Raw genomic sequence first — 22,558 nt, forward strand, 5'->3', positions numbered from 1 at the left:
CGACGCCGACCTGTCCATCATCCAGGGCCGCAAGGTCGCGGTCATCGGTTACGGCAGCCAGGGCCACGCCCACGCGCTGTCGCTCCGTGACTCGGGTGTCGACGTCCGCGTCGGTCTGCACGAGGGCTCCAAGTCCAAGGCGAAGGCCGAGGAGCAGGGCCTGCGCGTGGTGACCCCGTCGGAGGCCGCCGCCGAGGCCGACGTCATCATGATCCTCGTCCCGGACCCGATCCAGGCCCAGGTCTACGAGGAGCACATCGCCCCGAACCTGAACGACGGCGACGCCCTGTTCTTCGGCCACGGTCTGAACATCCGCTACGGCTTCATCAAGCCCCCGGCCGGCGTCGACGTCTGCATGGTCGCCCCCAAGGGCCCGGGCCACCTGGTCCGCCGCCAGTACGAGGAGGGCCGCGGCGTTCCGTGTATCGCGGCTGTCGAGCAGGACGCCACCGGCAACGCCTTCGCGCTGGCCCTGTCGTACGCCAAGGGCATCGGCGGCACCCGCGCCGGCGTCATCAAGACGACCTTCACCGAGGAGACCGAGACCGACCTGTTCGGTGAGCAGGCCGTCCTCTGCGGTGGTACGGCCGCCCTGGTCAAGGCCGGTTTCGAGACGCTGACCGAGGCCGGCTACCAGCCGGAGATCGCGTACTTCGAGTGCCTGCACGAGCTGAAGCTGATCGTGGACCTCATGTACGAGGGCGGCCTGGAGAAGATGCGCTGGTCGATCTCCGAGACCGCCGAGTGGGGCGACTACGTCACCGGCCCGCGGATCATCACCGACGCCACCAAGGCCGAGATGAAGCAGGTCCTCGCCGAGATCCAGGACGGCACCTTCGCCCAGGCCTGGATGGACGAGTACCACGGCGGTCTGAAGAAGTACAACGAATACAAGAAGCAGGACTCCGAGCACCTGCTGGAGACCACCGGCAAGGAGCTGCGCAAGCTCATGAGCTGGGTGAACGAGGAGGCGTAAGCCTCAGCGGACGGGGCCGGGGCGTGCTGCTCCGGCCCCGTTGTCCAACCCGTCGCATCACGGACGGGTGATCCTTCCACAGAGGCGCAGGACGACTCCCTCGGCGCCACTACACTGCCGTACTACATACGCGTCAGGCCCACAGCGTCGTGCGTCTTCCACGCGGCCAGTACCCTCCACCGCCTGCGGCCGTCGGGACGGCCGTCCGCATTGGACTTGTGAGGACTCACGTGAGCTCGAAACCCGTCGTACTCATCGCTGAAGAGCTGTCGCCCGCGACTGTGGACGCGCTTGGCCCGGACTTCGAGATCCGCCACTGCAACGGAGCTGACCGGGACGAGCTGCTCCCGGCCATCGCCGATGTGGACGCGATCCTGGTCCGTTCCGCCACCAAGGTCGACGCCGAGGCGATCGCCGCCGCGAAGAAGCTGAAGGTCGTCGCACGAGCCGGCGTCGGCCTGGACAACGTCGACGTCTCCGCCGCCACCAAGGCCGGCGTGATGGTCGTCAACGCCCCCACCTCGAACATCGTGACCGCCGCCGAGCTGGCCTGCGGTCTGCTGCTCGCCACCGCCCGCAACATCCCGCAGGCCAACGCCGCGCTGAAGGTCGGCGAGTGGAAGCGCAGCAAGTACACGGGTGTGGAGCTCGCCGAGAAGACCCTCGGTGTGGTCGGCCTCGGCCGCATCGGCGCGCTCGTCGCGCAGCGCATGTCCGCCTTCGGTATGAAGGTCGTCGCGTACGACCCCTATGTGCAGCCCGCGCGCGCCGCGCAGATGGGCGTCAAGGTGCTGTCGCTGGACGAGCTGCTCGAGGTCTCGGACTTCATCACCGTCCACCTGCCCAAGACTCCCGAGACCCTCGGCCTGATCGGCGACGAGGCGCTGCGCAAGGTCAAGCCGAGCGTGCGCATCGTCAACGCCGCGCGCGGCGGGATCGTCGATGAGGAGGCGCTGTACTCGGCGCTCAAGGAGGGCCGCGTCGCCGGCGCCGGTCTGGACGTGTACGCGAAGGAGCCCTGCACGGACTCCCCGCTGTTCGAGTTCGACCAGGTCGTCAGCACCCCGCACCTCGGCGCCTCCACCGACGAGGCGCAGGAGAAGGCCGGTATCGCCGTCGCCCGCTCGGTGCGTCTCGCCCTCGCCGGTGAGCTCGTGCCCGACGCGGTGAACGTCCAGGGCGGTGTCATCGCCGAGGACGTCAAGCCGGGTCTGCCGCTCGCCGAGCGCCTGGGCCGTATCTTCACGGCGCTCGCCGGTGAGGTCGCGGTCCGCCTCGACGTCGAGGTCTACGGCGAGATCACCCAGCACGATGTGAAGGTGCTGGAGCTCAGCGCCCTCAAGGGTGTCTTCGAGGACGTCGTCGACGAGACGGTGTCGTACGTCAACGCCCCGCTGTTCGCCCAGGAGCGTGGCGTCGAGGTGCGGCTGACGACCAGCTCGGAGGCGACCGACCACCGCAACGTCGTCACGGTGCGCGGCACGCTCGGCAACGGCGAGGAGGTGTCGGTGTCCGGCACGCTGGCCGGTCCGAAGCACCTGCAGAAGATCGTCGCGGTCGGCGACTACGACGTGGACCTCGCGCTCGCCGAGCACATGGTCGTCCTGAAGTACGAGGACCGTCCGGGTGTCGTCGGCACGGTCGGTCGCATCTTCGGCGAGGCGGGCATCAACATCGCCGGTATGCAGGTGTCGCGTGCGGTCGCCGGTGGCGAGGCGCTGGCCGTCCTGACCGTGGACGACACGGTCCCCGCCGGGGTGCTGACCGAGGTCGCCGAGGAGATCGGGGCGACGTCGGCCCGTGCGGTGAACCTCGTCTGAGATTGCGGTACCTGGGGGCTGCCGCCCCCAGACTCCCGCTTCGGCCCTGAAGGGGCCTCGTCCTCGAACGCCGGACGGGCTGAGTTGGTCGGCCCGTCCGGCGTTTCGCATGCGCGTACGTTGCCTCAGGCAGCGGCCTTCTCTCGTTCCGGCGTTGCGCATGCCGGCTCCCGCAGCACGACCCGTCGCAGCGTGACCGCCGCCAGCACCGCCGCCCCCGCCAGTAGTACCGCCCCCGCGATCGCCGCGCCCTGCATCCCGCTGGTGAACGCCTCGCGAGCCGCCGTCGCCAGCCCGGGGACATGGTCCGCGACTGCCAGTGCGCCCCCCAGCGTCTCGCGCGCCGCGTCCGGGGCCGATGCCGGGATCTCGTGGCGGTAGATCGCCGTGCCGATCGAGCCGAGCACCGCCATGCCCAGCGCGCCGCCGAACTCTCCGCCGGTCTCCATCAGGGAGGACGCGGCGCCGGCCCGCTCCACCGGGGCGGTGCCCATCGCGAGGTCCATGATCTGGGACATCACCGTGACGCCTCCGACGGCGAGGACCGCGCACGAGGTCAGCACCAGCCACATCGAGTTCGTTCCGGCGAGGGTCAGCAGCGCGAATCCGGCCGCGGCGATCGCGAAGCCCGCCGTGACGACGTAGGCGCGGTTGACGCCCCGCTGCACCAGCTGGGTCGCGATCGGCCCCGCCGCCCCGATCGGCACCGACGGCAGCAGGGCCCACAGGGCCGCCTCCAGCGCGCCCTTGCCGAGCACCGACTGCAGGTACTGCGTGGTGAAGTAGGCCGAGCCCATCACCGCGAACATGCAGAGGAGGTTGAGGGCGACCGAGGGCGCGAAGCCCCGCCCCCGGAACAGGGCCGGGGAGATCATCGGCGCGGCGGTCGTGCGCTGGCGGTGCACGAAGAGGGCCGCGAACAGCAGGCCGACGGTGATCGAGACGACGTAGCGGACGTTCCAGCCCTCGGAGGGGATCTCCTTGAGGCCGTAGATCACGGGGAGCACGGCCGCCATCGACAGCGGGATGCTCAGCAGGTCGAAGCGGCCGGGCGCCGGGTTCTTGGACTCGGGGAGCAGGAGCCGGCCGAGGACCAGCAGGAGCGCCATCGCGGGCAGGTTGACCAGGAAGACCGAGCCCCACCAGAAGAACTCGACGAGCACCCCGCTCATCACCGAGCCGAGCGCGATCCCGGCCGTCATCACGCCGGACCACATGCCGATGGCCTTCGCGCGTTGCCCGGGGTCGGTGAACATCGTGCGGAGCAGGGCCATCGTCGAGGGCATCAGGGTGGCACCGCCGATGCCGAGGACCGCGCGGGCCGCGATCAGCATCTCGGCGCTGTTCGCGTACGCCGCCACCAGTGAGGCGGTGCCGAAGGCGGCGGCGCCGATCAGGAGCAGGCGGCGGTGGCCGATGCGGTCGCCGAGCGAGCCCATCGTCATCAGCAGGCCGGCCAGGACGAAGGCGTAGATGTCGAAGATCCACAGCTGCTGGGTGCCGCTCGGCTCCAGGTCCGCGCTGATCGACGGGATCGCGAAGTAGAGGACCGAGACGTCCATCGAGACCAGCAGCAGCGGAAGCATCAGCACGCCGAGGGCGGTCCATTCGCGGCGGCCGGCGCGGGCGGGCGGGGGTGGGGGCGTGGTGGTGCTCGGCTGGTTGGTTGTCATGGCGGTGAATGTACGCGCGTCTTAAACGCTTGTCTAGAACGAATGTGTAAGACGCTCGTATGGGACATGCGTATGGGACGGTCGTATGGATCGGCGGTAGGGTGGTCGCATGGGACACCGTGAGGATCTGCTCGAGGGCGCCAAGCGCTGCCTGCTCGACAAGGGGTTCGTGCGCACGACGGCGCGGGACATCGTCAAGGAGTCGGGGACCAACCTGGCCTCGATCGGCTACCACTACGGCTCGAAGGACGCGCTGCTCGCGCAGGCGTATGTGTCGCTGGTGGAGGGGATGGGTGACCGCTTCGAGGGTGACGGGGTCACCGGGATCACCGCCGAACCCGGTTCGATCGAACGGTTCCGGGAGGTGTGGTCGAACATCATCGGTACCATGCGCGGGCCCGGCTCCCTGTGGCACCTCAGCATGGAGATCGTCGTCATGGGCGACCAGTTGCCGGAGGTCCGCGACCATCTGGCGGTGGCTCAGCGGGAGGCCGCGCGCGGACTGATTCCGCTGCTCATGGGCGGGCGGGAGGAGGACGTCCCGGATGAGGCGCTGGACACCCTCGGCATGTTCTATGTGACCCTGATGACGGGTCTCATCGCGCAGTGGACGTTCGACCCGAAGACCGCGCCCGACGCAGAGCAGCTCACCGAGGGGCTGCGTCAGGTGCTCGAGGCCGCCACTCGGAAGTGATCCGGCCGTCCCGCATCTCCACCACGCGATCCGCGAAATGCCGTACGACCGCCCGGTCGTGGCAGATGAACAGGTAGCCGAGGCCGAGGTCGTCCTGGAGGTCGGCGAGCAGGTTCAGCACGCCGGCCCGGACGGAGGGGTCGAGGGAGGAGACCGGTTCGTCGAGGATCAGCAGGCGTGGCTCGGAGGCCAACGCGCGGGCGATTCCGGCGCGTTGGCACTGGCCGCCGGAGAGTTCGTGCGGGCGGCGGTCGCCGTACGACGGGTCCAGGCAGACCCGGTCGAGGAGTTCGGCGACCCGGGCGGGACCGTCGGCGGCGTTCCAGCGGCCCTGCGCCCTCAGCGGCTCCGCCACCGCGTCGCGGATGCGGAGGCGGGGGCTCAGTGAACCGTACGGGTCCTGGAAGACGGGCTGCATGCGCGGGCGGACCGGGCGCAGCTCGCGTTCGGTGAGGGTCGTCAACTCCCGTTCCTCGAAACGGACTTCACCGGAGTCCGGGCGGCGCAGCTGAAGGACCGCCAGCGCAGTGGAGGACTTGCCGCAGCCGGAGGGGCCGCTCAGGGCGAGGGTCTCGCCGGCGGCCAGGGCGAACGAGACGTGGTCGACGGCGGTGGTGTCGCCGTAGCGGACCACGAGGTCGCGGACGTCGAGCAGGGCGTCGTCACTCATGCGGGCTGCCCCTCCTGTCTCTGCTCCAGGAACAACTCGGTTGCCGGGTGCGGGAGTTCTGGCCAGTGGTGGCAGGCCACCAGGCGTTCCTCGACCGGCTGCGGTTCCGGTTCGACGGCACGGCAGGGGTCGGTCGCGAGCGGGCAGCGCGGGGCGAAGGCGCAGCCCGGCGGGAGGGCGGCCGGGGCGGGTGGGGTGCCGCGCAGGGCGGGGAGGCGGCGGCCCGGGGGCGCGTGCTGGGGGAGGGAGGCCAGCAGGCCCGCCGTGTAGGGGGCGCGGGGGCGGCCCAGTACCTCGTCCGCCGGGCCGAGTTCGGTGAGGCGACCGGCGTACATGACCAGCACACGGTCGGCGTGATCCCGTACGACGTCCATGTCGTGCGTGACCAGGACGAGCGCCGCGCCCACCGCCTCCCGCTGCTCGGCCAGCACCCGCAGCACCTGGTCGCGGCGCTCCTCGTCCAGGGCGGTGGTGGGTTCGTCGGCGACGACGATGTCCGGTTCGTTGACCGTCGCCATGGCGATGACCGCGCGCTGCCGCATGCCGCCGGAGTACTCGTGCGGATACGCCCGTGCCCTGCGGGCGGCGTCCGGGATGCCGACCCGGTCGAGCGCGGCGACCGCCCGGGCCCGGGCCTCCTTGCGGGAGACGCGGGCCACCGACCGTACGGCGGCGGCGAGTTGGTCGCCCACCGGGTGCACGGGGGAGAGGGCGGACAGGGCGTCCTGCGGGACGAGGGAGATACGGCGGCCGCGGTGGGCCGCGAGGTCCGGCTCGCCGAGCAGCCGCACGGTCCCGCTCGTCGTCGCACCGCGCGGCAGCATGCCCAGCAGCGCCCGGGCCGTGAGGGACTTGCCCGCGCCCGACTCCCCGACGATCGCGAGGGTCTCGCGCGGACGGACGTCGAAGGACATGCCGCGCACGGCCTCGACCCCGTCGAAGGCGATGCGCAGGTCGTTGACGGACAGCAGCGCTTCCTCAGGCTTCAACGGGGGTCTCCTTCCGGGCGACGGGTACGACGGGGGCGGCGCGGTTGGGCCGGCGTGTTCCCCGGCCTTGTGCGGCCGTCGCCCTGGCACCGCCAGGCCTGTCGGCAGGGCCGGTGTGACTGCCTGGGCCGCGCTTGGCGTCGACCCCGTCGAAGGCGATCCGTAGCTCGCGCGTCGACAGCGGCGCCTCGGTCTCGGAGCGGCTCTCAGGCTGCAACGGGGGGCTCCTTCCGGGCGGCGCGGTCGATGGGGGCGGTGCGGTTGGGTCGCCGTGTTCCCCGGCCCTGTACGGCCGCCGCCCCCGTCACCGCCAGCCCCGCCAGCAGGGCCAGCGCCACCGCCGGGGCGAGGGCCGCCCATGGGGCCCGTTCGACGTAGGCGCGGGACTCGTCGAGGAGGAGGCCCCACTCGGGGGCGGGGGGCTGGGCGCCCAGGCCGAGGAAGCCGAGGGAGGCGAGGGCCAGGGCGATGCCGGGCAGGCGAAGCAGGGCGTGGCGGGCGACCGGGGCGGCGACGGACGGCAGGACGTGCCGGGTGAGGATCCAGAACGGGGTCGCGCCCATGGCCCGTTGGGCGGTCAGGAACGCCGACGCCCGTACCTCCTGGACCAGGGCCGCGGCGTGTGCGGACAGCGCCGGCCAGGAGATCAGGGCGACCGCCAGGGCCGCGCCGCCGGTGCCGGGTCCGGCCGCCGCCGCGACCAGGATGCCGACGATCACCGGGGGCAGGGCGTTGGCGATGTCGGCCGCGCCCGCCGCGACGCCGGGCAGGAAGCCCAGCGCGAGCGCGACCAGCAGGCTCAGCGCACAGATGGCGGCGGCCGTGCCGACCGTCGAGGCGGCGCCGTGGCCGAGCCGGGCCAGGACGTCGCGGCCGAGGGCGTCGGTGCCGAGCGGGTGCGCCCAGGAGGGGGCCGTGAGGCGGACGGCCGTGTTCACCGTGTACGGGTCGCGCAGCAGGCCCCAGCCGATGGGCGCGGCGAGGAGTGCGAAGAGGGCCAACGGGATCGCCGGGTGGGTGCGGACCGGGCGTGCCGGGGGCAGTGTCAGGCCGGCGTCACGCAGGGCCGGGCCCAGCAGGCGTCGCCGGGTGAGCGCCGCCAGCGCGCCGGCGATCAGGCCGAGCAGCAGCAACGCCAGGACCGAGCCCTGGAGCAGCGGCAGGTCCTGCGACTTGGCCGCGCCGAGCGCCGTACGGCCGATGCCGGGCACCGCGAACACCATCTCCACCGCGACGGCGCCCCCGGTCAGGCCGACGGCGGCCATCCCGAACTGCGGTACCAGCGGCGGCAGTACGCGGCGCAGGGCGGCCCCCGCGATCCGCGCCCGGCTCACCCCCGCACCCCGCCACAGCTCCACCCACCGCTCGTCGAGCACGGCGGGCAGCGCGTCCGCGACCAGCCGGCCGAGCAGACCGCCCGCCGGGACACCGAGGGCGAGTGCGGGCAGCACCAGATACTCGGGGCCCGCCCAGCCCGCCGTCGGCAGCCATCCCAGCCACACCCCGCACACCAGCAGCGCGACGGTGGCCAGCAGGAACTCGGGGACGGCGGCCAGCATGGCGGCGAACGCCCCGGCCGATCCGCGCCCCCGCACCAGCACCGGCGCCACCAGCGCCGCGGCCAGCACGACCGCCACGCCGAGCGCCGCGCCCATCAGGCCCAGCGACACCTGGAGGCCGGCCACGACGGACGGCAGCACGTCGGTGCCCGACACCCAGGAGGTGCCGAAGTCGCCGCGCAGCAGGTCGGAGGCCCAACTCCCCAGCAGGGAGAGGGGACCGGCGTCCAGGCCGAGGTCCTGGCGGATCGCGGACAGGGCCTCCTCGGTCGGCTCCTGCTCGGCCGACCGGGCGCGCAGCACGGTGAGCGCCGGGTCCCGGTGCGAGAGCCAGGGCAGCAGGCCGACCGTGGCCAGGACGGCGACGAGACAGACGAGGCGGGTCAGGCCGGACGGGCCGACCGACTTCCTTACGGCGACACCGACTTGACGTGGGTGGACTCTCACTTGACGTACGTGTCCATGGTGACGAGTTCACGCTCGCGCGGGTCGTGAGCCGCGTTCACCACACTGTCGGCGTCACCCTGGATCACCCGCTCGTGGAGCATCGGCAGCGCCGCGTCCTGGGCGAGTACGGCCGCCTCGGCCGCGATGACCGCCTTGCGGCGGGCGTCGCCGACCTCGGCGTCGGAGGCCTTCCGCAGGGCCCCGTCCACCTTGTCATCGGCGAACTGCGACAGGTTGAAGGTGCCGTCGGAGGCGAAGTCGCTGTAGAGGTACGCGGCCGGGTCGCCGGAGTCGAGGACGGTGGCGCGGGAGAGGACGAACGCGTCGAACCTGCCCGCCAGGGCGTCGGCCTCGATGTTGGTGTACTCGCGGACGTCCAGTTTCACCTTGAACCCGGCCTTCTGGAGCTGCTGTTGCAGCGTGGCCGCGACCTCGGGCATCTCGGCCCGGTCGGTGTACGTCCCGATGGTGATCGCCTCGCCGTTCGGCCTGCCCGCCTCGGCGGCCCGCGTCACCGGCCCCCGCAGCTCGGCCGCCCACGGCAGCGCGGGGCCGAGCAGCCCCTCGGCGACATCGGCGCGACCCTCGTACACGCCCTGCACGATCGCCTCGGCGTCGATCGCCTCGCGGGCGGCGGCCCGCAGCGAGGCGTCCTTGAAGGCGCCCTTGCCGGTGTTGAGATACAGGGTGTTGGTGCGCGGCATCGGCACCTCGGTGATCAGGTCCTGATCGAGCACCGAGGCCTGCGAGACCGGTATCGCCTCGACGATGTCGGCCTCGCCGCTGCGCAGCGCCGCCGCACGGGCGGTGCCGTCGGGGACGAACGTCACGTCGATGCCCGGGGCCTTGGCCTTGCCGCCCCAGTAGGCGTCGTAGCGGTCGAGGGTGGCGGAGGCGGTGCCGCCCACCTTCGTGAGCTCGAAGGGGCCGGTGCCCGCGCCGACGGGGTTCACGGCCTTGCCCCGGTACGCCTTGGCCGCCAGGACCGACAGCTGCGGGGAGCTGAGCCGCTGCGGGACCAAGGGGTCCTCGGTGGCGGTCGTGACGGTGACGGTGTCGGCGTCCTCGGCCTTCGCGGTCAGGTCGACGCCGTCGAGGATGCGGGGCTTGGGGGAGGCGGTGGCCGCCTTGGTGAGGGAGCGTACGACCGCCTCGGCGTCCAGCTTCGTGCCGTCGTGGAAGGTGACGCCGTCGCGTATCTCGAAGGTCCAGGTGCGGCCGGACTGCTGCCACTTGGTGGCGAGCGAGGGCTTGGCGTCGCCGTCCGCGTCCAGCTTCACCAGGGTCTCGGCCGTCGACCAGCGGGACAGCTTGAACGCGTCGTCGGAGAGAGGGGACAGCCCGGAGCGCGGGGGCTGCATCATCGCGACACGGATGCGTCGGCCGTCCGCCCCCGCGTCCGTGGACGACTCCGCTCCGGCGAAGCAGCCGGTGAGCAGTGCGGAGGCCGCGGTGGCGGCGGTGACGGCACGGATGGCGGTGACGGGGAGCAGACGGCGGGCGGGCAGGCGCACGGAACCCTCCGGGTAAAGGGGTGGTCAAGAGAGCGGTTGCTGTGACCGTAGCATGATGACAATCATTTCCAATAATCAGAGTGTGTCGTTGCGGAGGCCCGCAGGGCGCGGATGATGGATCTCATGCAGCCCGACATGCCGGCGCCCGGCGCCGAGGTGGAGGTACTGATCGTCGGGGGCGGGCCCGTCGGGCTCACCGCCCGGGCGCTGCTCCAACGCTGGGGCGTGCGGGTCCTCTTGGTCGAGAAACATCGGGAGCTGTCTCCGTTCCCCCGCTCCCGGCTGGTCAACGTGCGCTCGATGGAGATCTTCCGTCAGCTCGAACTCGCCGAGCGGATCACCGCCGCCGCGTTCGCGCCGGAGTACGGCCGTATCCGCTTCCGTGACACCCTGCACGCCCCCGACTTCGCCTCGGCGGCGATGATCGGGGTCAACGCGCCGGTGCCCGAGAGCCCCGTGATCGGCGTGGTCACCTCGCAGGACCGGCTGGAGCCCACCCTGCTCGACGCGGCGGACTCTCAGATGCTGTTCGGTGTCGAACTTCTCGACCTGGCCGAAGCGGACGAGCATGTCGAGGCCCGGCTCCTCGACCGCCGGAGCGGTGCGGAGACCCAGGTCCGCGCCCGATACGTACTCGCCGCCGACGGCGCGAACTCCACCGTCCGTGGGCTGTTGGGCATCGACACCACGGGCCCGGGCGCGGTGGGCCGCGTCACCACCGTCGTCTTCGACGCCCCCCTCGACCACTGGTCCGCCAAGCAGCCCGCCGGTGTCTACCTCACCTCACAGGGCTCGTTCCTGCCGCTGTACCCCGAGGGAGGCTGGGCCTGGTTCGTGCCCACCCCCGAGGACACCGAGGGCGCCGACTGGCCGGGCCTTGTCGCGCGCTCCCTCGGCGCCGACGTGGACGTCGACGTGCTGCGGGTGCAGCACTGGGTGGTGAACGCGTTCGTCGCCGCGCGCTTCCGCCACGGTCGGATCCTGCTGGCCGGCGACGCCGCACACGCGATCCCGCCCGCCGGCGGCCTGGGCATGAACGTCGGTGTCGCCGATGTGCACAACCTCTGCTGGAAGCTGGCGGGCGTACTGCGCGGTTGGGCCGGACCGGGCCTGCTGGACACCTACGAGACGGAACGACAACCCGTCGCCCACCGGACCCTCGGCCAGGCCGTGGAGAACTCCAAGCTGCTGTTCCAAGTACAGGACGTGCGCCGCGAGCAGCTACGAGCGGGCGCGGCACGGGCATCGGACCGTATCGAACCGCCGTGGTCGGAGCAGTACTTCGCACAACTCGGCCTCGTGCTCGGCGTCGCCTACCGCTCCGCCGCCGTCCTGACCGACGACGGCGCTCCGGTCGAGCCGTCGGGCACGGGCACGACCTATCTCCCCACGGCGACACCGGGCCACCGGATGCCGCATCTCTGGCTCACGGACGGCCGCTCCACGCTCGACGTCCTCGGCGCATGGTTCACCCTGCTCACCCCGGACCCCACCCACTGGGAGTCCCGCCCCACCGGTCCCTGGCCGCTGCGCGTCGAACCCCTCCCCGACGAGCACGCCGACCTCTGGGGCCTCGGCCCGCACGGAGCCCTGCTCGTCCGCCCCGACGGCCACTCCGCCGCCCGCTGGAGGGACGGCCCACCGGGCGACGCCACGCTGACCGACGCCCTCGCCGCCGTCACCTCCCGCTGATCGAGTCCCGCTGGTCGAGAGGCTCGGCACGGCTACAGCCGCGCCGCCTTCAACGCCATGTGCAGCAGCAGCCGGTCCTCGCCGTCGTCCAGGTCCAGGCCCGTGAGCTGCTCGACGCGGGAGAGGCGGTAGTACAGGGTCTGGCGGTGGATGCCGAGTTCGGCGGCGGTGCGGCCGGCCTGGCCCGCGCAGTCGAGGTAGGCCTCGGCGGTGCGGGCGAGTTCCCGGTGGGCGGGGGAAAGGAGCGGGGCCACCGCTGGGTCGTGCACCGGCTGCGGGGAGAGCGAGGTCAGCAGGCGGTACGGCCCGATGCGCGACCACTCGGCCACCGGGCCGAGCCGGGGTTCCGCCAGCGCCGCGCGCGCCGCGGCCGACGCCTCCTGCCAGACGGTGCTCAGCTCGGCGAGACCGGCGCGGGGTTCGCCGAGGCCGGCCGCCACCTGGGCCCGGCCCTGCGGGAGGGGCCCGGCGGCCGGGCTCTCCTTCAGCAGCCGGGACGCCGCCGCCAGCGCCGCCGTCCGCACCTCGGGCGAGCGCAGCCGTACGAGCACCGCCAGGCTCTGCCCCGTCGCCCCCCACGGGACCGTGCACAGCGCGGTGGCATGCGGCACCGTCCGCACGGACGGGGCGTCGTCGGGGTCGGCCGACGGCCAGGGGGCCACGCAGACCACCGTATGGACGCCGTCCGCGCGTGAGCCGAGCGCCGTGCGCAGCTCGGCGACGGCCATGTCCCCCGGCCAGCCGCGCTCGGCGGTCAGCGCGGCCCGCAGCTCCCGGCTGAGGTCCGCCCCGTGCTGTGCCTCGTCCGCGAGCAGGGCGCCGATGCGGGCGGTCACCTCCATGGCGGCCGTCAACTGCTGGTCGGTCGGGCCCGGCTCGTCCTCCAGGAGCCAGACGTAGCCCAGCACCACACCCCGATGGCGTACGGGGAGACAGATGCGTCCGCGATAGACCCCCGCCTCCGGGGTGGGCGGGATCCGTACCGGGCCGGTGGCGCGCGTGATGCCGAAGCCCTCGAACCAGGTGCGCACGGCCGCCGTCGAGCGGCGGGTCAGGATCGAGCGGGTGCGCACGGGGTCCAGGGCCGACGCGTCGAGCTCGCCCTCGCTGTCGTAGGCACCGAAGGCGATCAGCTCGAAGTCCCGGTTCTCCAGGGTCGCGGGCACGCCCAGCAGCTCCGAGATCTCGTCGACCAGCTCCTGGTAGTCACCCTTGAATTCCGACGTCACTCTGGCATTCTCCCGCATTTCCCAAGGGCCTTCATACATCTGTCTGAGATCTGCGGCACGGATGCGTGACAGCTGTCGATGGCCGACGATCGGAGGGATCCTTAGGTTTCACGGTGGTTCTATCTGCTGGTTTGTGGAGGTGCCCCGTGCTGGGTCCCGTGATTCTTGCCGCGTCGCGCAGCGACCGGATGCGACGCCTGATCTCGGCGGCACCGGTGACCAAGCAGGTCGTCGACCGGTTCATCCCCGGCGAGACCGTCGACGAGATCGTGCCGATCATCGAGGACCTCACCGGCAAGGGCCTGGAGCTGACGATGGACGTCGTCGGCGAGGACATCACCCGCCCCGAACAGGCCACGCTCGCCCGGGACGCCTATCTGCGACTGGTCGACCGGATCAAGGACCTCGGGCTCGGCGAACGCGTCGAGATGTCCGTGAAGCTGTCCATGTTCGGGCAGGCGCTGGAGGGCGGCCACGAACTGGCCCTCGCCAATGTCCGCCCGGTCGTCGAGGCCGCCGCCGCCATCGGTACGACGGTCACGCTCGACGCCGAGGACCACACCACCCTCGACTCGATGTTCGCCATCCACGAGGAACTGCGCCGCGACTTCCCGCAGACCGGCTGCGTCATCCAGGCCTACCTCTTCCGCACCGAGGCCGACGCCCGCCGCCTCGCGGAGAACGGCAGCCGGGTACGGCTCGTCAAGGGCGCCTACAAGGAGCCTGCCGAGGTCGCCTACCAGCAGAAACACGAGATCGACAAGGCGTACGTGCGGATCCTGAAGGTTCTGATGGAGGGCGCCGGGTACCCGATGATCGGGTCCCACGACCCGCGTCTGATCTCCGTCGCCCAGGAGCTCGCGCGACGCGCCGGGCGAAAGCTCGACGAGTACGAGTTCCAGATGCTGTACGGCATCCGCAGCGACGAGCACCTGCGGCTGGCCGCGGAGGGCCACCGCATGCGCGTGTACACCGCCTACGGCACCGACTGGTACGGCTACTTCATGCGCAGGCTCGCTGAGAAGCCGGCCAACCTGCGGTTCTTCGTCCGAAGCATGATCACCAAGGGCTGACCCCGAAACACCGCTCACTAAGGAGTTACGGAAAACATGGACGCTGTGACCCAGGTCCCCACCCCCGTCAACGAGCCGGTGCACGGCTATGCCCCCGGCTCGCCCGAGCGCGCCCGGCTGGAGGTCAAGCTGAAGGAGCTGGCCGAGAACCCGATCGACCTGCCCTGCACCATCGGCGGCGAGCGGCGGATGGGCGGTGGTGAGCGGTTCGACGTCGTGCAGCCGCACAACCACAAGGCCCGCCTCGGCACCTACGGCAACGCCACCCAGCAGGACGCCCAGGACGCCATCGACGCGGCCCTCGCCGCCGCGCCGGCCTGGCGTGCGATGTCCTTCGACGACCGCGCCGCGATCATCCTGCGCGCGGCCGAGCTGCTGTCCGGCCCGTGGCGCGAGACGCTGGCCGCCTCCACCATGCTCGGCCAGTCCAAGACCGCGCAGCAGGCCGAGATCGACACGCCCTGCGAGCTGGTCGACTTCTGGCGCTTCAACGTCAAGTACGCCCGTGACCTGCTCGCCGAGCAGCCCCCGGCGAACTCCCCGGGCGTCTGGAACCGCCTCGACCACCGCCCGCTGGAGGGCTTCGTCTACGCGATCACGCCGTTCAACTTCACGGCGATCGCGGGCAACCTGCCGACGGCTCCGGCTCTCATGGGCAACGTCGTCGTCTGGAAGCCGTCCCCGACGCAGACCCACGCCGCCGTGCTGCTCCTGCAGCTGCTGGAGGAGGCCGGTCTGCCCAAGGGTGTCATCAACCTCGTCACCGGTGACGGCATCGAGGTGTCCAAGGTCGCTCTTGAGCACCGCGACCTCGCCGGCATCCACTTCACCGGCTCGACCAAGACCTTCCAGTACCTGTGGAAGACGGTCGGCAACAACATCGAGAAGTACCGCTCCTACCCGCGCATCGTCGGCGAGACCGGCGGCAAGGACTTCGTCGTCGCCCACCCGAGCGCCGACAAGGCGATTCTGAAGACCGCCCTGACCCGCGGTGCCTTCGAGTACCAGGGCCAGAAGTGTTCCGCGACCTCCCGGGCCTACATCCCGGCGTCGATCTGGAACTCCGGCTTCAAGGAGGAGTTCGCCGCCGAGGTCGACTACATCACCATGGGCGATGTGACGGACCTGGCGAACTTCGTCGGCGCCGTCATCGACGACCGCGCCTTCGCCAAGAACAAGGCCGCCATCGACCGTGCGAAGGCCGACCCGACCTGCACGATCGTCGCGGGCGGCTCCTACGACGACTCGGTCGGCTACTTCGTCCGCCCGACCGTCGTCGAGTGCTCCGACCCGGAGAACGAGGTCTTCACCACCGAGTACTTCGGCCCGTTCCTCGCCGTGCACGTCTACGAGGACGACAAGTACGACGAGATGCTGGAGCAGATGGAGTCGGTGTCCGCCTACGCGCTGACCGGCTCGGTCATCTCGGGCGACCGTGCGGCTGCCGCGTACACGATGGACAAGCTGCGCTACGCGGCCGGCAACTTCTACATCAACGACAAGTCGACCGGCGCCGTCGTCGGCCAGCAGCCCTTCGGCGGCGGCCGTGCCTCCGGCACCAACGACAAGGCCGGTGCCCCGCAGAACCTGATGCGCTGGACGTTGACCCGCGCCATCAAGGAGACGCTGGTCCCGCCGACCGACTACACCTACCCGCACATGGGCTGACGGTCGACAACGTGCTTGAGGGGCCGGGCGGTTCGCCCGGCCCCTCGCCGTCATTCCGGCCCCTACTCGGCGATCTCGGTGCGCTCCCACCACTCGTATACGGGCAGCGCGCCCTCGGGTGTGTCCGTCTGCCGTGAGGTCGGCCTGAAGTGCTCGTATCCCCCGCGGTGCTTGATCTTCACATCCGGGCCGGGGAGCGGGGTCGGGACGATCCGCTCGGCCAGATCGTCCGGGCCGCCCTTGAGAAACACTTTCACCGTGTCGGTCATGACCACACCGTTCCCCTCGCCGTCGCGGTGTGTCCCGTGCCGCGCGGGGGATCGGCGGAGGATCAGCCGAGTGGGCGAGCCTCGAAGCCGCTCGGGCACGGTGCGCAAGTGCAGGTCAGCGGCGTGTGACCCACTCCACCGTCTCAGATAGTAGGAAGTCCGAGTAATTGTGGAGACAGACGCGCCGTCCTCCCTTAGCTTTGTAGAAGCCGAACGTCTCGCTCGATCAAGCGAATGGCGGTCGTGAGCCGGGCCCCGTGCAGGCAACCCCTGCGGCACCGCTCCCCGCCCCTTCCGGCGTCTCGTATCCCCTTTGTGCACCCCCGGATTCGGTGTGTGCACTCCAGGATTCCGAAGGAGTCGATTCCTCATGGCCGAGACGACCGCCCGCCGTCGAGTCCGTCACATCTCCCGTATGACCGAGTCCGACCGCAAGAACGCCGCGGCCGCTCTCCAGCGCGCCCTCGACCGCCGTGACAACGGCGGCTCGACCGGCCACTGAGCCGCACACCAGCCCGTTTCGACAGAGCCGGGAGCCGCACCCGCCGGGGTGCGGCGCGGACTCACGCTCCGCGCCGCACCTCGAAATGGTCGATACGGTCACCGCTCTGCGCCAGCGCCGACACCTTGAGCTTCGCCGCCGAACCGCTCTCCGCCTCCACCTTGAGGAAGGAGAAGCCCCGGTAACGCACCCGCGACCACTCCACGGTCTCCGCCTTCGAGGCCTGCGACTTCGTCCACTCGAAGGTGTCGACGGACTCGCGGTCGCGCACATGCCCCTCGTAGCTCTCCTTCACGCCCGCCGGGAAGCCGTACAGATCCTTGCCGCCGCCGCCCGCGGTGACATACACGGTGCCGTCCCGCGTCGGGTCGGTCGACGCGCCGATCGGCACGCGCCGGCACACCTCGCCGTCCTTGATGGCGTCGGTCCGCTCGTAGACGTGGTTGTGCCCGTTGATCACCAGGTCCACCTGGTGCTTGGCGAACAGCGGCAGCCACTCGTCGCGCACGCCGCCGTCGGAGGCGTGCGACGAGGTCGAGTAGGCGCAGTGGTGGAAGAAGACGACGACGAAGTCGACCGCCGGGTCCGCCCGCAGCGCGGCCAGCCTGTCGTCCAGCCATGCCGTCTGCTTGCCGCCCGTGTAGCCGAGGTTGGCGGGGATCTCGTACGACACGTCGTTGGCGTCCAGCGCCACGAAGCCGACGTTGCCGTACGTGAACGCGTACACGCCCGGTGCCGTGCGCGGGTCGAAGCCGCTCTCCGGCAGGGACCAGCGGGCGAGCTGGCCGCCGTAGCCGTCGGGGGAGTACCACGCCTCCATGTCGTGGTTGCCGGTCGTCACCATCCACGGCACCGACCGTGCGACCTCCTCGTTCTGCTTGAGGAACAGGTCCCAGAAGGCGGGGTCGTAGCCGTCCGACTCCTCGCCCCGGCCCTTGACGTTGGCATAGCAGATGTCGCCCGCGTGGAGATGGAAGGCGGGCTCCTGACGCAGCAGGATGTGGTCGCCCGCGGCCGCGGCCTTGCTGACACCCTGGTCACCGAAGGCGGTGAAGACGAACTTCTCCGGACGGGACGGCGCCGTGCGGAACGACGCGATCGTCGAGCGGTGCGCCGCCGAGGCCGGGTCGAAGCCGTCGTGGCCGACGCCGTAGTAGTACGTGGTGCCCGGGAGCAGGCCGTCCAGGGCCGCGTGCACGTAGTACTGGTCCAGGGCCGCGCGGATGCCCGTGACCTCCGGCGTGTGCAGATCGCGCACCTCGGCCTCGATCTTGCGGCTCAGGTCGTCGGGCCGGGTCCCGATCCGGACATACGGCTTCTTCACCGCGGCCGGGACCTGCCACGAGATCCGCATCTGTGTCCTCGGGTCGGCGCCGAAGGCGAGATGGCGGCCGAACGGGGCGACGGCCGAGCCCGGCACCTTCGTGGCGGAGGACGGGGACGCCGCGGCGGAGGCCTTGGTACCGGACGTGCCCGACTCCGCACCCGCGCAGCCCGTCAACAGCCCACCCGCCACCGCACCCGCGGTCACCAGCGTGCGGCGCCGGGACAGTTTCGTACGCAGGTACTCGTGCTGTTCCGCCATGCTCATACGGCGGGCGAGCTGCGGAGGGATGCCGAAGTCGGGGATGTCCATGGTGGGAAACTTCCCAGCGACGGCCAACACCCGCCCCACATACGGGTGAACGTCAGTCGACACGCAGACGCCGTCCCCCATCAGAGTGTCCGTATCGCGGACACCGCATGTCATCCCATGGGACGAGGAGTAGGGTGCCGACATGTCTCGCAGCCTCAATCTCGCAGTGATTCCGGGTGACGGCATCGGCCAGGAGGTCGTGGCCGAAGGCCTGAAAATCCTCTCCGCCGTCCTTCCGCAGGATGTGAAGCTGGAGACCAAGGAGTACGACTTCGGCGCCCGGCGCTACCACGCCACCGGTGAGACCCTCACCGACGCCGACCTCGACGCCCTGAAGCACCACGACGCCATCCTGCTCGGCGCGATCGGCGACCCGGGCGTCCCCTCCGGCGTCCTGGAGCGCGGCTTCCTGCTCAAGCTCCGCTTCGCCTTCGACCACCACGTCAACCTGCGTCCGTCGAAGCTCCTCCCGGGCGTCGCCACCCCGCTCGCCGGTGAGCCGAGCATCGACTTCGTCGTCGTCCGCGAGGGCACCGAGGGCCCGTACACCGGCAACGGCGGCACCATCCGCAAGGGCACCGAGCACGAGGTCGCCACCGAGGTCTCCGTGAACACGGCCTTCGGTGTCGAGCGCGTGGTCCGTGACGCCTTCGCCCGTGCGCAGGCCCGCCCGCGCAAGAAGCTGGCGCTGATCCACAAGAACAACGTGCTGACCTTCGCGGGTCACCTGTGGACCAACATCTTCAACAAGGTGGCCGAGGAGTTCCCCGAGGTCACCACCGAGTACATGCACGTCGACGCCGCGACCATCTACCTGGTCACCCAGCCCGAGCGCTTCGACGTCATCGTCACCGACAACCTCTTCGGCGACATCATCACCGACCTCGCCGCGGCCGTCTCCGGCGGTATCGGTGTGGCGGCCTCCGGCAACATCAACCCGTCCGGCGACTTCCCGTCCATGTTCGAGCCCGTGCACGGCTCGGCCCCGGACATCGCCGGCCAGGGCAAGGCCGACCCGACCGCCACGGTCCTGTCCGTCGCCCTGCTCCTGCGCCACCTCGGCTACGACGCCGAGGCCGCCCGCATCGACGAGGCGGTCTCCGCCGACCTCGCCGAGCGCGCCGGCAAGCCCGCCCGCAGCACGTCGGAGACCGGCGACGCGCTGGCCGCACGAGTAGCCGGCTGACCTTCCCCCACTGCCTTAAGGGCGTGGGGGGACCCCCAGCCCCTCGAACACCTTTCGAAGCCGCCGGGTCATTCCGCACCCGGCGGCTTCCCCATGTCCGCCGCCGGGTGTCACCATCAACCCTTGGGTCGCGATTTCACGCCGATCAGGCCGATTTCTTCCACGGCTCCCGCTTGCGATAATCGAACGCGGAGCCGCGGAACAAGGGAATGCTCGGACGTCCTAGCACTGGCCACTGGCAGTACTGGCGTGACCGCGGCCCGCCACAACGAAACCGGTGAAGGACATCTACTCATGACGACGCCCACGATCGAGCTCAAGCCCTCCGCCACCCCGCTGGCCGCCACCGAGCGCGAGGCGATACTGGCCAACCCGGGGTTCGGCCGCCACTTCACCGACCACATGGTGACGATCAAGTGGACCGAGGGCCGGGGCTGGCACGACGGCGAGCTCGTGCCGTACGCGCCGCTCTCCCTCGACCCGGCCACCATGGTTCTGCACTACGCGCAGGAGATCTTCGAGGGCCTCAAGGCCTACCGTCAGCCCGACGGGACCGTCGCCTCCTTCCGCCCCGAGAAGAACGCCAAGCGTTTCCAGGCCTCGGCGCGTCGGCTCGGTATGCCGGAACTGCCGGTCGAGACGTTTATCGAGGCGTGCGACGCGCTGGTCACGCAGGACGAGGCCTGGGTTCCCGCGCATGGCGGCGAGGAGTCCCTCTACCTCCGTCCCTTCATGTTCGCGACCGAGGTCGGCCTGGGCGTGAAGCCCGCCAGTGAGTACCTGTTCATCGTCATCGCCTCCCCGGCCGGCGCCTACTTCCCGGGCGGCGTGAAGCCGGTGTCCATCTGGGTCTCCGAGGACCACGTCCGCGCCGTCCCGGGCGGCATGGGCGACGCCAAGACGGGCGGCAACTACGCCGCCTCCCTGCTGGCCCAGGCCGAGGCCGCCGCCGAGGGCTGCGCCCAGGTCTGCTACCTCGACGCGGTCGAGCGCAAGTGGGTCGAGGAGCTCGGCGGCATGAACCTGTACTTCGTGTACGGCGACAAGATCGTCACGCCCTCCCTCACCGGCTCCATCCTGGAGGGCGTCACCCGTGACTCCCTCCTCGCCGTCGCCCGTGACCTCGGCTACGAGGCCGAGGAGGGCCGCGTCTCCGTCGACCAGTGGCAGCGCGACTCCGAGAACGGCACCCTGACCGAGGTCTTCGCCTGCGGTACGGCCGCGGTCATCACGCCGGTCGGCATCGTGAAGCGCACGGGCGCCGAGTGGCGGCAGGGCGACGGGGAGCCCGGCGAGGTCACGCTGAAGCTCCGCCAGGCCCTCCTCGACATCCAGCGGGGCAAGGCCGAGGACAAGCACGGCTGGATGCACAAGCTGGGCTAGTTCTCCGCCGTGACCGTCAGGGCCGCCTCGGACGCCGCGTCCGTGGCGGCCCTCTCGCGCGCTGGAGCCTTCTCCGGCCGGGAAGGGTCACCGATCGTCAGCAGCACGTACGCCACCCCTCCCACCAGCCCCGACAGCAGGAAGCTGCAGTCCACCCCGCCGGTCAGCGACAGCAGCGGTCCCTCGTACGACGGCAGGGAGACGGCCAGCAGACCGACCACCGCGCCCAGGGCCCAGGACGCGGTCGCCGGGATGTGCCAGCCGGCCCGGTACCAGTAGATCCCGCCCCGCGCCCGGCGGTTGAAGACCTGGAGGGCCTCTGCGTCGTACACGCCACGGCACCGCGCGAAGCCGATCAGGGTGATGACCGCCCAGGGAGAGCCGATCGCCGTGAGCAGCAGGACGAAGGACGTCATCGCGTCCTGCGCGGACGAGTAGTAGTGGCCGAGGAACACGCAGGCCGTGGCGATCACCGCGACCGTGTACGTGGCCGTCGCCCGGGACGCGCGCGGCAGGATGGCGTCCAGGTCGAGGCCCATGGAGTAGAGCATCAGACCGGCGTTGCCGACCGAGCCCGCCGAGGCGGCCAGCAGGAGCGGCACCAGATACCAGGCGGGGGACGCGGAGACGAGCGGTCCGGCGTAGTCGAGCGCCGCCCGGGCCGCGTACGCCGTGAAGGTGCCGAAGAGCTGCGGGACGAGCAGGCCCAGGGTCAGGCCGAGCCAGGTCGCGCGCAGAACCGTGCGTGAGGAGTGCCGGGCCGGGGAGATGTAGCGGGTGTAGTCGCCGAGGAGGGTGATGAAGGCGATCGGGCCGGACAGTCCCGCCGCCACCAGCGCCAGCAGCCAGGTCGGCCAGAAGCCGCCCAGCAGATAGCCGCCGGCCTCGGGCAGCGCGGCGGTCGTGAAGTGCGGGGCGTAGGCGATCACGCCGAGGGCCAGCAGGGCCGTCATGCCGATCGCGAGGACGCGGGACAGGGCGAGCAGCACGCGGTAGCCGTAGACCGCTCCGGCGACGGTCGCGGCGGCGAGGAGTGCGTAGACGACGCCGTACGACATGTCGTTCGCCGGCATGCCGACCAGGCGGCCCAGCACGCTCACCATCACGTCGCCGCCGATCCACACCGTCAGCGCGGAGTAGCCCAGCGCCAGCAGCAGGCCGACGACCGAGCCGACCAGGCGGCCCCGGACCCCGAACTGGGCGCCCGAGGAGGTGGACAGGTTCGTCGCCGTGCGCAGGGAGATCAGGGCCAGCGGGGCGGTGAGGGCCGTGCCGGCCAGGGTGCCCAGCACGATCGAGGTGACCGACTCCCACCAGCTCAGGCCGAAGGACGGGGGCAGCCAGCCGAAGACGATCACCCCGAGGCAGAGGTTCGACCCGAGCAGGATCGAGACGAGGTCCCGAGGGCCGCTCGTGCGTTCCTCGTCGGGGATCGTGTCGACTCCGCGCTGTTCCATCGGCATGCTGGTCTCCCTCGTCAGTTAGAGTGGCGTTCAATCTGGAGTGTTCTCGTGCTTGCCGTCAACCCTTCGGGTAAAGCATTCTGGTGTTTAGAGTGATGCTCTAAAGTCGAGGAAG

General features: G+C 71.0%; 18 protein-coding genes. 9 read left to right on the forward strand and 9 right to left on the reverse strand.

Features of this window, described 5'->3' with window-relative positions; all coding sequences use genetic code 11:
- Both ilvC and serA read left to right on the forward strand, forming a co-directional pair.
- Positions 1-976 (forward strand): ketol-acid reductoisomerase (ilvC, locus tag BLU79_RS34900; RefSeq protein WP_107489327.1); only part of this gene is annotated, 976 nt, incomplete at its 5' end.
- A gap of 230 nt (positions 977-1,206) precedes the next feature.
- Positions 1,207-2,796, forward strand: coding sequence for a phosphoglycerate dehydrogenase (gene serA, locus BLU79_RS34905; protein WP_093910008.1), 1,590 nt, complete (start codon positions 1,207-1,209; stop codon positions 2,794-2,796).
- A gap of 125 nt (positions 2,797-2,921) precedes the next feature.
- Here the strand turns inward: serA and BLU79_RS34910 are convergent, their stop codons facing one another.
- The gene (locus tag BLU79_RS34910) at positions 2,922-4,469 is read right to left on the reverse strand and encodes an MFS transporter (protein WP_093910009.1); all 1,548 of its coding nucleotides are present in this window, start codon (positions 4,467-4,469) and stop codon (positions 2,922-2,924) included.
- Between the two features lie 109 nt (positions 4,470-4,578).
- Here BLU79_RS34910 and BLU79_RS34915 point away from each other — a divergent pair, with 109 nt between their 5' ends.
- On the forward strand, positions 4,579-5,163 hold the full coding sequence (locus tag BLU79_RS34915; protein ID WP_093910010.1) for a TetR/AcrR family transcriptional regulator: 585 nt from the start codon (positions 4,579-4,581) through the stop codon (positions 5,161-5,163).
- Here the strand turns inward: BLU79_RS34915 and BLU79_RS34920 are convergent.
- The 4 genes from BLU79_RS34920 to BLU79_RS34935 form a co-directional block, all read right to left on the reverse strand.
- On the reverse strand, positions 5,117-5,833 hold the full coding sequence (locus BLU79_RS34920; RefSeq protein ID WP_093910011.1) for an ATP-binding cassette domain-containing protein: 717 nt from the start codon (positions 5,831-5,833) through the stop codon (positions 5,117-5,119). The genes BLU79_RS34915 and BLU79_RS34920 overlap by 47 nt on opposite strands.
- Entirely contained in the window at positions 5,830-6,822 is a 993-nt protein-coding gene (locus BLU79_RS34925; RefSeq protein ID WP_093910012.1) for an ABC transporter ATP-binding protein, read from the reverse strand. The genes BLU79_RS34920 and BLU79_RS34925 overlap by 4 nt, the downstream gene beginning before the upstream one ends.
- 206 nt (positions 6,823-7,028) lie before the next feature.
- Positions 7,029-8,828, reverse strand: coding sequence for an ABC transporter permease subunit (locus BLU79_RS34930; protein ID WP_093910013.1), 1,800 nt, complete (start codon positions 8,826-8,828; stop codon positions 7,029-7,031).
- A complete protein-coding gene (locus BLU79_RS34935) occupies positions 8,825-10,342 on the reverse strand; it encodes an ABC transporter substrate-binding protein (protein ID WP_093910014.1) in 1,518 nt (505 codons plus the stop codon). The genes BLU79_RS34930 and BLU79_RS34935 overlap by 4 nt, the downstream gene beginning before the upstream one ends.
- A gap of 123 nt (positions 10,343-10,465) precedes the next feature.
- On the opposite strand from BLU79_RS34935, the gene BLU79_RS34940 reads away from it, so the two are divergent.
- Entirely contained in the window at positions 10,466-12,034 is a 1,569-nt protein-coding gene (locus BLU79_RS34940) for an FAD-dependent monooxygenase (RefSeq protein ID WP_256333580.1), read from the forward strand.
- Between the two features lie 32 nt (positions 12,035-12,066).
- Here BLU79_RS34940 and BLU79_RS34945 read toward each other — a convergent pair whose 3' ends face one another.
- Complete coding sequence (locus BLU79_RS34945; RefSeq protein ID WP_093910015.1) at positions 12,067-13,263, reverse strand: PucR family transcriptional regulator; 1,197 nt, start codon at positions 13,261-13,263, stop codon at positions 12,067-12,069.
- Between the two features lie 146 nt (positions 13,264-13,409).
- On the opposite strand from BLU79_RS34945, the gene BLU79_RS34950 reads away from it, so the two are divergent.
- Positions 13,410-14,336, forward strand: a complete 927-nt coding sequence (locus BLU79_RS34950; RefSeq protein WP_093910016.1) for a proline dehydrogenase family protein — start codon at positions 13,410-13,412, stop codon at positions 14,334-14,336.
- 36 nt (positions 14,337-14,372) lie between these two features.
- Complete coding sequence (gene pruA, locus BLU79_RS34955; RefSeq protein WP_093910017.1) at positions 14,373-16,004, forward strand: L-glutamate gamma-semialdehyde dehydrogenase; 1,632 nt, start codon at positions 14,373-14,375, stop codon at positions 16,002-16,004.
- Positions 16,005-16,066: 62 nt separating this feature from the next.
- Here pruA and BLU79_RS34960 read toward each other — a convergent pair whose 3' ends face one another.
- The gene (locus BLU79_RS34960; RefSeq protein ID WP_093910018.1) at positions 16,067-16,273 is read right to left on the reverse strand and encodes a DUF5988 family protein; all 207 of its coding nucleotides are present in this window, start codon (positions 16,271-16,273) and stop codon (positions 16,067-16,069) included.
- A gap of 370 nt (positions 16,274-16,643) precedes the next feature.
- Here BLU79_RS34960 and BLU79_RS49390 point away from each other — a divergent pair, with 370 nt between their 5' ends.
- Positions 16,644-16,775: a hypothetical protein gene (locus tag BLU79_RS49390; RefSeq protein ID WP_093910019.1), complete on the forward strand. Its 132-nt coding sequence runs from the start codon at positions 16,644-16,646 to the stop codon at positions 16,773-16,775.
- Between the two features lie 61 nt (positions 16,776-16,836).
- Here BLU79_RS49390 and BLU79_RS34970 read toward each other — a convergent pair whose 3' ends face one another.
- Positions 16,837-18,411: a purple acid phosphatase family protein gene (locus tag BLU79_RS34970; RefSeq protein WP_093910020.1), complete on the reverse strand. Its 1,575-nt coding sequence runs from the start codon at positions 18,409-18,411 to the stop codon at positions 16,837-16,839.
- Positions 18,412-18,553: 142 nt separating this feature from the next.
- Here BLU79_RS34970 and BLU79_RS34975 point away from each other — a divergent pair, with 142 nt between their 5' ends.
- Positions 18,554-19,597, forward strand: coding sequence for a 3-isopropylmalate dehydrogenase (locus BLU79_RS34975; protein ID WP_093910021.1), 1,044 nt, complete (start codon positions 18,554-18,556; stop codon positions 19,595-19,597).
- 294 nt (positions 19,598-19,891) lie between these two features.
- Entirely contained in the window at positions 19,892-20,980 is a 1,089-nt protein-coding gene (locus tag BLU79_RS34980) for a branched-chain amino acid aminotransferase (RefSeq protein ID WP_093910022.1), read from the forward strand.
- Here BLU79_RS34980 and BLU79_RS34985 read toward each other — a convergent pair.
- Positions 20,977-22,443: a cytosine permease gene (locus BLU79_RS34985; RefSeq protein ID WP_093910023.1), complete on the reverse strand. Its 1,467-nt coding sequence runs from the start codon at positions 22,441-22,443 to the stop codon at positions 20,977-20,979. The two genes, BLU79_RS34980 and BLU79_RS34985, sit on opposite strands and share 4 nt — an antisense overlap.
- Positions 22,444-22,558: the final 115 nt, after the last annotated feature.

This window comes from Streptomyces sp. cf386 (genome assembly GCF_900103585.1).
In the GTDB taxonomy this organism is placed as follows: Bacteria; Actinomycetota; Actinomycetes; order Streptomycetales; family Streptomycetaceae; genus Streptomyces.

Bases quoted from the DNA above. Each gene is read 5' to 3' on its own strand.
- BLU79_RS34915 (WP_093910010.1), top strand. From the start codon at position 4,579: ATGGGACACCGTGAGGATCTGCTCGAGGGCGCCAAGCGCTGCCTGCTC.
- BLU79_RS34960 (WP_093910018.1), bottom strand. From the start codon at position 16,273: ATGACCGACACGGTGAAAGTGTTTCTCAAGGGCGGCCCGGACGATCTG.
- BLU79_RS34980 (WP_093910022.1), top strand. From the start codon at position 19,892: ATGACGACGCCCACGATCGAGCTCAAGCCCTCCGCCACCCCGCTGGCC.
- BLU79_RS34970 (WP_093910020.1), bottom strand. From the start codon at position 18,411: ATGGACATCCCCGACTTCGGCATCCCTCCGCAGCTCGCCCGCCGTATG.
- BLU79_RS34940 (WP_256333580.1), top strand. From the start codon at position 10,466: ATGCAGCCCGACATGCCGGCGCCCGGCGCCGAGGTGGAGGTACTGATC.
- BLU79_RS34920 (WP_093910011.1), bottom strand. From the start codon at position 5,833: ATGAGTGACGACGCCCTGCTCGACGTCCGCGACCTCGTGGTCCGCTAC.
- pruA (WP_093910017.1), top strand. From the start codon at position 14,373: ATGGACGCTGTGACCCAGGTCCCCACCCCCGTCAACGAGCCGGTGCAC.
- BLU79_RS34975 (WP_093910021.1), top strand. From the start codon at position 18,554: ATGTCTCGCAGCCTCAATCTCGCAGTGATTCCGGGTGACGGCATCGGC.
- BLU79_RS34910 (WP_093910009.1), bottom strand. From the start codon at position 4,469: ATGACAACCAACCAGCCGAGCACCACCACGCCCCCACCCCCGCCCGCC.
- BLU79_RS34985 (WP_093910023.1), bottom strand. From the start codon at position 22,443: ATGCCGATGGAACAGCGCGGAGTCGACACGATCCCCGACGAGGAACGC.
- BLU79_RS49390 (WP_093910019.1), top strand. From the start codon at position 16,644: ATGGCCGAGACGACCGCCCGCCGTCGAGTCCGTCACATCTCCCGTATG.